Source organism: Pseudoalteromonas sp. SR43-2 (assembly GCF_014163885.1).
Classification (GTDB): Bacteria; Pseudomonadota; Gammaproteobacteria; order Enterobacterales; family Alteromonadaceae; genus Pseudoalteromonas; species Pseudoalteromonas distincta.
On sequence record NZ_JACJED010000010.1, the window covers coordinates 154,597 to 164,600 of the forward strand.

Here is a 10,004-nt window from a genome sequence, read left to right on the forward strand (position 1 = left end):
TTTTTCACATCTTTTCATCAAGGGACGAATCGACGTAGTGTGTTACCCAGTCGACCAACTCTTCGAAATCGGCTTCTATAACAGCCATATCACCTCGAAGGTGTTCCCAAATACCATTTATCGTTTCATCAATAAATTCACATTCTGAATCATCTGGAAGACGATCCCATGCAATATGAATCAAATCATTGAGCGTTTCCGCTACATGTTCTTCTTCGCCTTCCCAATCGCCAACATCTTGTACAGCAAATAGGTAGTCTTGAACATTTAGCAAATCTTTCATTACAAGCTCGCCTCTAAGCATTTTACTAATGCTTCTAGACCGACTTTATCGTCAGCATCAAATCGACCAATACTCGGACTATCAATGTCTAGTACAGCAAATACTTTACCATGTTTCATGATAGGTACAACTACTTCAGAATTAGACGCTGCATCACAGGCTATGTGGCCGTCAAAAGCGTGAACATCTTCAATTAATTGTGTTTCTTCGGTTGCCGCAGCAGTTCCGCATACACCCTTTCCTACTGGAATACGAATGCATGCAGGGTTACCTTGAAACGGACCAAGTACTAATTCAGTAGGAGAATCCATAAAGTAAAAGCCCGCCCAATTCACATCCTCCAAAGAGGTAAATAACAGCGCGCTTATGTTTGCCATATTGGCAATTACATTGGATTCACCAGCTATCAGCGATTCAGTTTGCTTAACTAATGACTGGTAAAAATCGTGCTTTTGCATACCAAACTACTTCTTATTAAACATACAGTAGCTAAAGGTACTCTTTGTCGTGAAAAATTGGAACCTTTTGGAGGTAAAAAAAAGGAAATCACACCGTTTATCAGTGCGCTTGGTTAATAATGCTGCGATTATTTTTTTGCCGTTTTACGAAGACCAAACAAAAACAGCCCTGCAGCGAATGCTGACATTACACTATTGATCAAAAATATCTCGCCAGTTGTGGCACTTAATAAGTAACTAAATATCGCTCCGCCTAGTAGTCCAAGAGTTAATACCCCTGAATAATTAACTTTAGAATACTTAAACATGAGTAAATACCCAGGCACAACAAAAGCAGCCATTGTTAAGCCTACTATGTGTGCATTTGATATAGCAGTCATTAATAAGGTAAGAAATATTGATACAAACTCGCCTTCAAGCGTAAGTGAGTAATAAACACCAAGTAAACTGCCTACAATAACAGGCGATAATAACGAAAGCCCTACGCTTTTTGCTAGCTGATGTTTCATTTAAAATCCTTAATACACAAATCTAAATTCTATGTATAAAGCATGCACCAAGATCTAAAGGTTAGAAACAGAGACTATGGTCGTAATTTATGATGACAAAACGCACAATTTCTATTTGCACTTATTTATTTTACAGGCACAAAAAAGCCCGCTAAATTAGCGGGCTATTCTGTTATATGGTGGAGAGATAGGGATTTGAACCCTAGATGGGCTATAAACCCATGCCGGTTTTCAAGACCGGTGCATTCGACCACTCTGCCATCTCTCCGATACTGCTAAGCTAAAAGTAAGAGTGTACTTATAACTATTTAAATGAATGATATTTTAATTACCACTCACTTATTAAATAAGTGGTGGAGAGATAGGGATTTGAACCCTAGATGGGCTATAAACCCATGCCGGTTTTCAAGACCGGTGCATTCGACCACTCTGCCATCTCTCCGCACGGCCTGCATAATAGGGAAACCCATCCCTTTTGTGAAGCTTTTTTTTAAATTAATTGTTTAAGTGCCTAAAAAACAATTAATTTGTTTAAAGTTAAAACAAAATGTTTTTAATTTAGCCGTCAATATACTTTTATTTAAATATTTAACTCTATTGATCTACAAAGGTTTGCCCAAACATATAAGAGTTGGTAATCTAATTTTAGTTAAATTATCGAAACACACACGTTTCACTTAAAGGAGCTCTACAATGGCGTTTAATCAATCGTACAATACCGCGAAACCGGTAATGTCTACCATTGAAACAAACAAGGTACTTAAAAACACCTACTTTTTACTAGCTATGACACTTGCATTTAGTGCAGTTACAGCCGGTATTTCAATGGCACTACAATTACCTTACTTTATGGGAATTGTGTTTACACTCGTTTCGTTCGGTTTATTATTTGTTGTAAATAAAAAAGCAGATACAGCATCTGGTGTATTTTGGGTGTTTGCTTTCACAGGTTTAATGGGGGCAGGCTTAGGTCCATTGCTTAACCATTATGCTGCATTACCAAATGGCCCAATGCTTATTATGCAAGCCTTAGGTTCTACAGCGCTTATCTTTTTGGGTTTATCTGCTTATGCACTAAATACTAAAAAAGACTTCTCATTCATGGGTGGCTTTTTAACTGTTGGCTTAATCGTTGTGATTGTAGCAAGCATCGTTAATATTTTTATTGGCAGTTCATTGATGTTTATGGTGCTTAATGCAGCGGTTGTACTGATTATGTCTGGTTTGATTTTATTTGATACAAGCCGAATCATAAACGGTGGTGAAACTAACTACATTCGCGCAACAGTGTCTTTATACCTAAGCGTATATAACTTATTTACTTCTTTGCTTGCTCTACTTGGCGCAAGTGATGACTAATTAAATAGTTCTGTTAAAATAGCCCCTTTATTGGGGCTTTTTTATTGGAATTGTTTTGGCACGCTTTGTTCTTTCATTACATACACCACCATCCGATCACGATACCACGCAACGCATAGTTAAATTTGCGAACGCATGTTTAGCCCAAGGGCACACCATTGATGCTATTTTTTTATACCAGCAAGGTATTTATCATGCATCTACCCACTTTGATTTATCCTCAGACGAACTTCAAATTTCAGCACTTTGGCAGCAACTCGCTGATCAAAATTTAAATTTAATGCTGTGTGTTACCGCCGCGCAAAAGCGCGGGTTAGATATTAAAAACACAGGTGTATTTAAAGTCGCAGGGTTAGCTGAATTTGCAATGCTTGCAAGCGACGCAGATAAATGGGTGCAATTTAAATGATAAACGTATTAGTAATGAGTCACTGCAGCCCATTTGACGATTTAAATATTCGTGATGCACTAGATATGACATTGATATTTGCTGCTGTTGACCAAAATGTAAGTTGGTTGTTTAGCGGCCCCGCCGTTTTGGCTTTAAAAAAGCATCAGCAACCAAACATTATTGGCTTAAAAGACTTTTTTAAAAATATTAAAACGCTCGAAATTTATGATGTTGAAAATATTTTCGTGTGTGAAAAATCATTGCTTGATTATGGTTTAAATAAACATGATTTACTTATAGAGGCAAAAGCTCTTAACTTTAGTCAACAACAAACACTAATTAAAGCGCAGCAACATGTGGTGAATCTATGAGTACGTTACATATTTTTTCAAAGCCACTTAACTATTACTCGGCAAATCAGCTTGAGAATTTAATTTTATCAGGCGATAAGGTACTACTTGTTGGTGATGCCTGCTTTGCAAAAAAACAATTTAGACAATTTGCAGATACACTGTTAATACTTGAACAAGACGCGCAAGTACGTGCAATAAAATTAGCAGATAACGATAAAGCAATTAGCTATGAAGACTTTGTGGCAATCACTTTATCAACTAATCAATCAATTACGTGGTAACTCATGCTTGAATTTAACAACCAACAGATTGAAACCGACAAACAAGGCTACTTGCTCGACCATACTTTATGGTCAAAGGAGCTGGCGCCTATAATTGCTACTCAAGAAAACATCACACTTAGTGAGCAGCACTGGGAAGTTATTAACTTTGTTCGTGATTTTTACATTGAATATAACACCAGTCCAGCAATTAGAATGCTTGTAAAAGCAATGGCTAAAGCACTCGGTGAAGATAAAGGAAATAGCCTTTATTTATATAAATTATTTCCTAAAGGCCCAGCCAAGCAAGCAACAAAAATAGCCGGATTACCAAAACCAGCTAGGTGCATATAATGAGATCTAAATCAGGCAATAATCATGCAACACAAGCCAAGCCAAAAAGAAGTACTGGGCGTACTTATTCACGCAGTGCACTTAACAAAACGCCATCTGGTAAAAGAGAAATAAAGCCGCAAATAGCATCTAAAGACAGAAAAATTGTGTTATTTAACAAGCCGTTTGATGTGCTATGCCAATTTACAGATGACGCAGACAGAAAAACGCTTGCTGAATTTATTCCTATTAAAGAAGTTTACGCAGCAGGAAGGTTAGACAGAGACAGTGAAGGTTTATTGCTTTTAACAAACTGTGGAAAATTACAAAACTCCTTAACTGCTCCTGATAAAAAAACGAATAAAACCTACTGGGCACAAGTTGAGGGTGAACCAACGAGTGAATCAATTAATGATTTATGTAATGGCGTAGAACTTAAAGACGGGCTTACACTCCCCGCTAACATTAAAATAATTGATGAACCAACAATTTGGGCTCGTAATCCACCTGTACGTGAACGAAAAGCAATCCCCACTACTTGGCTAAGTATTACCATTAATGAAGGTAAAAATAGACAAGTTCGTCGAATGACCGCGCATATAGGCCACCCTACACTTCGCCTTATTCGCTACAGTATTGGCAACTATACGTTGGATGATATTAATTGTGGTGAATACAAAGTAATTAAGGGCGTAGTTGATGCATAAACCGCATGTTACGGTTGCAGCAATAGTAAAAAAGCAAAATGAGTTTTTACTTGTAAAAGAGCGCGATAAATTTACAAAGCAAATTTGTTACAATCAACCTGCGGGTCATTTAGAGAAAAATGAGACGCTTGCACAAGCTGCAAGCAGAGAGCTACTTGAAGAAACCGGCTTAGCGCTTGAGCCTATTGGCTTTTTAGGTGTGTATAATTTGCATGCTGATAACGCAGTGCACTATTTACGGTTCTGTTTTTTATTTGAAGCGCCTAATAATATAAAAGCACCAACACCAATGGATTCCGACATCATCAGCGCTAGCTGGCATACATTAGAGCAAATAAAATCATTACCTCTTAGAAGCCCTTTAGTGCTCAAGTGCATTAACGACAGCTTGAATCGACCACCGTTAAGCTTAGAAACTATTTATAATTGATTTACTCTGAGCTTAGCGCTATACAATTACGTCCTTGTTTTTTAGCATAATAAAGGGCGTTATCAGCGGCTTTAACAAAGCTGATTTCATTACTATTTGTATAGTTGCTAATGGTATTAATGCCCATACTTATTGATAAAAATCCGGTAAAGCTATCTTGGTGAGCAATAGCTAAGCTTTCTACAGCCTTTTGTATTTGCTCTGCTATAAACAGCGCTCCTTGCCTATCTGTTTGTGGAAGTAAAACAACAAATTCCTCTCCACCATAGCGCGCCACAAAATCTTCTGGGCGACTAACCGTTGAAGCAATTTTTTGAGCCACGTCATATAAACACGTATCGCCCGCTACATGCCCATACCGATCATTAAATTGTTTAAAATGGTCAATATCGATAATAATCATCGATAGCATGCCTTCGCATTCTTTTGCTCGTTCATACTCATGCGTTAGCTTTTCATCAAACCGACGCCTATTTGCAATTTTGGTTAATGCATCCAAAAAGGCCATATCCCTAAGTATATCCTCTGCTTCTAAACGCTCTGTTGCATCATTAAAAACAGCTAAAAACTCTTCACCTATATCAATCCCTGAAATTTCCATCATCACTTGCGAACCATCACGACAAGACACTCGATAGTTATTTGCAGGTATGTCGTTATTGTTATTTAGTGCCTTTTCAAGTGAGTCTTGCCACAGCTCTTTTGCAAGTGCTCTGTATTGGGGATCTGGATACGCTTTTTCCCACCATGATTTAAGATTCGGCACATCTTCTACTGTATAACCAAAAACATCTACAAAACGTTGATTAACTTTCAAAATATCGCCCGTCTTAGCACATACATTACATACTGGCATTGGCAAAACGGTAAATAACCTAGCGTAGTGGCTTATCTCATGTTTGCGCATAGGGTTGAGTGTACTTTGAGGCAAGTAACTCATTGGCATATCATTTTTTTCTATACTAAGCTTTTCGTCCATTTCTAAGGCGAAATACCATTCAAGCCACCAGTGCTCTAAATGCTCAAGCACCTTTAACTCAACTTTCTTTTTAACTGTTGAACCTTTTATTAAGCTAAATAATTCATGTACATGGTTTGGCTCTTGGTAAATATGAGGGTTTTTGAGTTTTATTAACTCATAAAAAAGATGATAGGCTGATTTTTTAAACTCTGTCGTCTTGCTAGAAAGTAATTCGCTATCCACAAAATCAGATTTTTGTGTGTAATGCTCGACTAAAGAATTTATCTTGTTTATTTGATAGGCATAATTCATATATTCATTCCATTGACTATATTTCAAGCGGCTTTAAAGTGGTTTACAACCATATACCCACCACTATTTTATTTTTATTAAGTGTATATTTACCCTAGTAGTTTTGAAAGAAAATACTATTAATAAAACTCAATAACTACATGAATTATTCTATAGTCTTAATTTATTAGTAAAGATCACTTTAATATTACTAAAGTTAAAGCCTGATAATGCGTTTAAGTCTAGTTTGCTATTTGTTATACAAATAAAATAGCGACAAATTATGTCCTTTGCCGCCCTACGCTCTTTAAGCTCAAACAAAATACATGCTATAATCGCGGCCTTTCCAAGTTAACAGCAATCTGTATAAGCGAAATTATTCATGAGCGAAAATAGTCACATTAAAGTCATTGTTGGCATGTCCGGCGGTGTTGATTCTTCTGTATCTGCATATTTATTACAACAACAGGGCTACCAAGTAGAAGGCCTGTTTATGAAGAACTGGGAAGAAGACGACAATGATGAATACTGTGCTGCCGCTGATGACTTAAAAGATGCACAAGCCGTATGCGACAAATTAGGCATTGAGCTTCACACAGTAAACTTCGCTGCTGAATACTGGGATAATGTATTTGAGTACTTTTTAGCAGAGTACAAAGCGGGTCGTACTCCAAACCCAGATATAATGTGTAATAAAGAAATTAAATTTAAAGCCTTTTTAGAATTTGCGGCTCAAGCACTCGGTGCTGACTTTATTGCAACCGGACACTACGTTCGCCGTGAACTTCGCGATGACAAATACGTAATGTGTCGCGGACTCGATAACAATAAAGATCAAAGCTACTTCTTATATACCCTAAGCCATGAACATATTGGCCAAACGTTATTCCCTGTAGGTGATATCGAAAAACCAGAAGTACGCCGCATAGCAGAAGAACAAGACCTAATCACTCACGATAAAAAAGACAGCACCGGAATTTGCTTTATCGGTGAGCGTAAATTTAAAGACTTTTTACAAAAGTTCTTACCAGCGCAACCTGGCGTTATCGAAGACACTGACGGTAACAACGTAGGCGAGCACGAAGGCTTAATGTACCACACGCTTGGACAACGCAAAGGCTTGTTAATTGGTGGTATGAAGGAAGGTTCTGGCGAACCATGGTACGTAGTTGATAAAGATTTAGAACGTAACGTACTTGTTGTTGGCCAAGGCAAAGATCACCCTCGCCTATACAGTAATGGTCTTAATGCAAACCAATTACATTGGGTAGACCGCGTTGGCCCTAAAGGCACCACTCGCTGCACAGTTAAAACACGTTACCGTCAAGAAGACTTAAGCTGTACCCTACTTGTAGGTGAAGACGGCATGGCTCGTGTATTATTCGACGAACCACAAAAAGCAGTTACGCCAGGTCAATCTGCCGTATTTTATGCAGAAGATGTGTGTTTAGGTGGTGGTATTATTGACTCGGTGATTAAGTAATGAATGAATACCAAGTCATGGCGCTTGCCGCCATGTGCCAGGTTGCTAAACAAGTTCAAAAAATTGCCCAATACGGCAGCAACAACGAACACGATTTAGAAATCTTACTTTCAAGTATTATTCAAACATCTCCTGAATCTCCAGAGGACGTTTATCAAGGTACAGATAACCTACGTGATGGCTATAAAACATTAATGGCGCAGCTTACTGCAGGCGCTCAAAAAGATGTTGAAATAGTAAAGTACGTAGGTGGTTTAATGCAGCTTGAGCGTGCACTAAATGCAAACGACAAGAGCTTAAACGAATTAGGCAAACGAATTGATGATATTCATCGTCGTTTAGATCATTTTGCTATTACCGACGAGAGCGTTGTTGCCGGTTTAGCAGATATATACTCGTCGGTGCTGAGCCCCCTTGGGCACCGAATACAGGTTTATGGTAAACCCGAGTTATTAAAACAGCAGCTCACTCAAAATAAAATCCGTGCCCTATTACTAGCCGGTGTTAGAAGTGCAGTATTATGGCGACAAATGGGCGGTAAACGCCGTCACTTTTTCTTTTCAAAAAGAAAAATACTCGCCATTGCTAAAACAAAAATTTAACTATCGTTCAAACTAAAATTTAGGAGTTATTATGGAGCTTTCAGCGTTAACGGCTATCTCTCCAGTGGATGGTCGCTACGGCAGCAAAACCACTGAACTACGCAGTATTTTCAGCGAATTTGGCTTAATTAAATACCGCGTAATTGTTGAAGTGCGTTGGTTGCAAGCGTTAGCTGCAGCAAGCGATATAAAAGAAGTACCTGCATTTAGTGAGCAAGCAAATGCACTACTTAACGCTATTGTAGATAACTTCAGCGAAGCTGATGCACAGCGCGTTAAAGATATTGAACGCACTACAAACCACGATGTTAAAGCGGTTGAATACTTATTAAAAGAAAAAGTAGCCGATAACAGTGAGCTTCATGCAATCAATGAATTTATTCACTTTGCTTGTACTTCAGAAGATATTAACAATCTATCTCATGGTTTAATGCTTAGCGAAGCACGTAACAAGGTTTTACTTCCTTATTGCGATGAACTTTTAAGTGCAATTAAAGAAAAAGCGATTGAATACAAAGCAATCCCAATGATGACTCGTACGCACGGGCAACCAGCTACACCATCAACGATGGGTAAAGAGTTTGCTAACGTATACATGCGTTTAAAGCGTCAACGCGACCAAATTGAACAAGTAGAAATGCTAGGTAAAGTTAACGGTGCTGTTGGTAACTACAACGCTCACCTTAGTGCATACCCAGATTACGACTGGCATACTCACGCAGATAAATTTGTATCAAGCTTAGGTTTAACACTTAACCCATTTACTACACAAATTGAACCGCATGACTATATTGCAGAGTTGTTTGACGCAATTGCACGTTTTAACACTATTTTGCTCGATTTTGACCGTGACATGTGGGGCTACATTGCACTTAATCACTTTAAGCAAAAAACAATTGCGGGCGAAATTGGTTCATCTACAATGCCGCATAAAGTTAACCCAATTGATTTTGAAAACTCAGAAGGTAACTTAGGTTTAGCAAACGCTATTTTTGCTCACCTTGCACAAAAATTACCAGTTTCTCGCTGGCAGCGTGACCTTACCGATTCAACGGTATTACGTAACTTAGGTGTAGGTATGGGTTATGCGATTATTGCATACCAATCAACACTTAAAGGTGTGAGCAAGCTTGAAGTAAACGAGCAACGTTTAGCAGACGAGCTTGATCAAAACTGGGAATTGCTAGCCGAGCCGATTCAAACAGTTATGCGTAAATATGGTATTGAAAAGCCATACGAAAAACTTAAAGATTTAACACGCGGTAAACGTGTAAATCAAGAAATAATGGCTGACTTTATCGATGGTCTTGACCTTCCAGAGCACGCTAAAGTAGAAATGAAAAAACTAACACCTGCTAATTACATTGGTCGTGCTGTTGAGTTTATTGATGACTTAGTTTAAAAACTAAATTACTCTTTTAAAAAGCGAAAGGATTATCCTTTCGCTTTTTTTGTTTTAACTGTCTCGTCCTGAAATATGTTTACACATATAGGACTTATTATGACCAAGTCAAATAATACACCGATCAAACGAACACAACGAGATTATTCATTAGGCTTTAAATTACAAGTTGTCGACGCTGT

Annotated in this window: 14 protein-coding genes and 2 tRNA genes; 10 read left to right on the top strand and 6 right to left on the bottom strand. The window is 38.0% G+C overall.

From position 1 onward, the window contains the following. Positions 1 to 4: 4 nt before the first annotated feature. From H5120_RS10685 to H5120_RS10705, 5 genes are all read right to left on the bottom strand, one after another. Positions 5 to 283 carry a hypothetical protein gene (locus H5120_RS10685; protein WP_002961910.1) on the bottom strand — a complete coding sequence of 93 codons (279 nt, stop codon included), beginning with the start codon at positions 281 to 283 and terminating at the stop codon, positions 5 to 7. Continuing rightward, positions 283 to 741, bottom strand: coding sequence for a GAF domain-containing protein (locus tag H5120_RS10690; protein ID WP_182674352.1), 459 nt, complete (start codon positions 739 to 741; stop codon positions 283 to 285). The genes H5120_RS10685 and H5120_RS10690 overlap by 1 nt, the downstream gene beginning before the upstream one ends. 128 nt (positions 742 to 869) lie before the next feature. Further along, complete coding sequence (locus H5120_RS10695; protein ID WP_002961912.1) at positions 870 to 1,250, bottom strand: hypothetical protein; 381 nt, start codon at positions 1,248 to 1,250, stop codon at positions 870 to 872. Between the two features lie 177 nt (positions 1,251 to 1,427). Further along, positions 1,428 to 1,518, bottom strand: a tRNA-Ser gene (locus H5120_RS10700). Between the two features lie 83 nt (positions 1,519 to 1,601). Next, positions 1,602 to 1,692 (bottom strand) — tRNA-Ser (locus tag H5120_RS10705). 251 nt (positions 1,693 to 1,943) lie between these two features. Here H5120_RS10705 and H5120_RS10710 point away from each other — a divergent pair. From H5120_RS10710 to H5120_RS10740, 7 genes are read left to right on the top strand one after another with little or no spacing between them, the layout of a single operon-like run. Beyond that, positions 1,944 to 2,609 (top strand): Bax inhibitor-1/YccA family protein, encoded by a 666-nt coding sequence (locus H5120_RS10710; RefSeq protein ID WP_182674353.1) that lies wholly within the window; start codon positions 1,944 to 1,946, stop codon positions 2,607 to 2,609. Positions 2,610 to 2,664: 55 nt separating this feature from the next. Beyond that, on the top strand, positions 2,665 to 3,018 hold the full coding sequence (gene tusD, locus H5120_RS10715; RefSeq protein WP_024607063.1) for a sulfurtransferase complex subunit TusD: 354 nt from the start codon (positions 2,665 to 2,667) through the stop codon (positions 3,016 to 3,018). Next, positions 3,015 to 3,371, top strand: coding sequence for a DsrE family protein (locus H5120_RS10720; protein WP_182674354.1), 357 nt, complete (start codon positions 3,015 to 3,017; stop codon positions 3,369 to 3,371). Before tusD ends, H5120_RS10720 begins: the two co-directional genes overlap by 4 nt. Next, positions 3,368 to 3,634, top strand: a complete 267-nt coding sequence (locus H5120_RS10725) for a DsrH/TusB family sulfur metabolism protein (RefSeq protein ID WP_002962698.1) — start codon at positions 3,368 to 3,370, stop codon at positions 3,632 to 3,634. Before H5120_RS10720 ends, H5120_RS10725 begins: the two co-directional genes overlap by 4 nt. Positions 3,635 to 3,637: 3 nt before the next feature. Further along, on the top strand, positions 3,638 to 3,967 hold the full coding sequence (locus tag H5120_RS10730; RefSeq protein ID WP_002962700.1) for a TusE/DsrC/DsvC family sulfur relay protein: 330 nt from the start codon (positions 3,638 to 3,640) through the stop codon (positions 3,965 to 3,967). Next, positions 3,967 to 4,653, top strand: coding sequence for a pseudouridine synthase (locus tag H5120_RS10735; RefSeq protein ID WP_182674355.1), 687 nt, complete (start codon positions 3,967 to 3,969; stop codon positions 4,651 to 4,653). The genes H5120_RS10730 and H5120_RS10735 overlap by 1 nt, the downstream gene beginning before the upstream one ends. Continuing rightward, positions 4,646 to 5,083: an NUDIX hydrolase gene (locus H5120_RS10740; protein ID WP_182671576.1), complete on the top strand. Its 438-nt coding sequence runs from the start codon at positions 4,646 to 4,648 to the stop codon at positions 5,081 to 5,083. Before H5120_RS10735 ends, H5120_RS10740 begins: the two co-directional genes overlap by 8 nt. A 1-nt stretch (position 5,084) precedes the next feature. On the opposite strand, the gene H5120_RS10745 is transcribed toward H5120_RS10740, so the two are convergent. Further along, a complete protein-coding gene (locus H5120_RS10745) occupies positions 5,085 to 6,356 on the bottom strand; it encodes a sensor domain-containing diguanylate cyclase (protein ID WP_182674356.1) in 1,272 nt (423 codons plus the stop codon). 361 nt (positions 6,357 to 6,717) lie between these two features. Here H5120_RS10745 and mnmA point away from each other — a divergent pair, with 361 nt between their 5' ends. The 3 genes from mnmA to purB are packed head-to-tail and all read left to right on the top strand — an operon-like array spanning position 6,718 to position 9,822. Continuing rightward, positions 6,718 to 7,818: a tRNA 2-thiouridine(34) synthase MnmA gene (gene mnmA / locus H5120_RS10750; protein ID WP_002962705.1), complete on the top strand. Its 1,101-nt coding sequence runs from the start codon at positions 6,718 to 6,720 to the stop codon at positions 7,816 to 7,818. Next, a complete protein-coding gene (gene hflD, locus H5120_RS10755; protein WP_024594681.1) occupies positions 7,818 to 8,420 on the top strand; it encodes a high frequency lysogenization protein HflD in 603 nt (200 codons plus the stop codon). The genes mnmA and hflD overlap by 1 nt, the downstream gene beginning before the upstream one ends. 31 nt (positions 8,421 to 8,451) lie before the next feature. Then, positions 8,452 to 9,822, top strand: a complete 1,371-nt coding sequence (gene purB / locus H5120_RS10760; RefSeq protein WP_182671573.1) for an adenylosuccinate lyase — start codon at positions 8,452 to 8,454, stop codon at positions 9,820 to 9,822. Positions 9,823 to 10,004: the final 182 nt, after the last annotated feature.